The following is a 681-nucleotide window of genomic DNA, read 5'->3' as shown; positions in this document are numbered from 1 at the left end:
TCACAATACCGTCGAAAGTGAGGGCACCAGATTCCGCCGTGACTTGATTATTGGTGCCGGTTAGCGCCAGGCCATCGTTGTAAACACTGGCATCCAGACTGTCATCGCCGCCATTGCCTTCAACAGAAGACATGCCGGATACGAGCATGGCGTAGGCTTCGACATCGCCACCCGCCTGCAAAGCAAACGCATCCGTATTTATCGTGCCTATTAAGTCAGCATTTATCGCTGTCAGGATCTCAACATTACTAAAAGTTATGCCGTTATTGGTTGCTTGATAATCACTACCCGTAAGCTCCCAATCGACGCCATCCGCACCAATTACGCTATCCGTACCATCCAGGGCATCCACACTGCTGATACTGCTAAAGGCAATCTCATTGGCTGTCAGTGCATTTTGTCCGGTTACTTCAAAGGTATCGTTATTGCTAGAGGCTTCCAGGCTACCGCCACTAATGCTGCCAATTCCACTGAATAGGATGGAAGCGGTTGATACTTGATTATCCGTGCCTGTCAGTGTCACAACACCCATTGCTGCAATACTGTCGTTGCCATCAGCAGCATCAACGATGCTCAGGCCGGTAAAGGCGATGTCGTAGCTAGTTGCCGCGTTATCGCCATTGACCGTAAAGCTGTCCGCACCGCTGGTGCCGGTGAGCGCCGAAGTCACTGCGCTGGCAA

1 protein-coding gene is annotated in these 681 nt (G+C 51.4%); it reads right to left on the bottom strand.

Annotated features, from left to right (window positions below):
• Positions 1 to 681 (bottom strand): hypothetical protein (locus tag MO867_RS22415; RefSeq protein WP_252473298.1); only part of this gene is annotated, 681 nt, incomplete at both ends.

It is taken from the genome of Microbulbifer okhotskensis, assembly GCF_023895975.1.
GTDB classification, from domain to species: Bacteria; Pseudomonadota; Gammaproteobacteria; order Pseudomonadales; family Cellvibrionaceae; genus Microbulbifer; species Microbulbifer okhotskensis.
The sequence above is the reverse complement of the archived record's forward strand: the minus strand, read 5'-3'. Positions and strand labels throughout refer to the sequence as shown.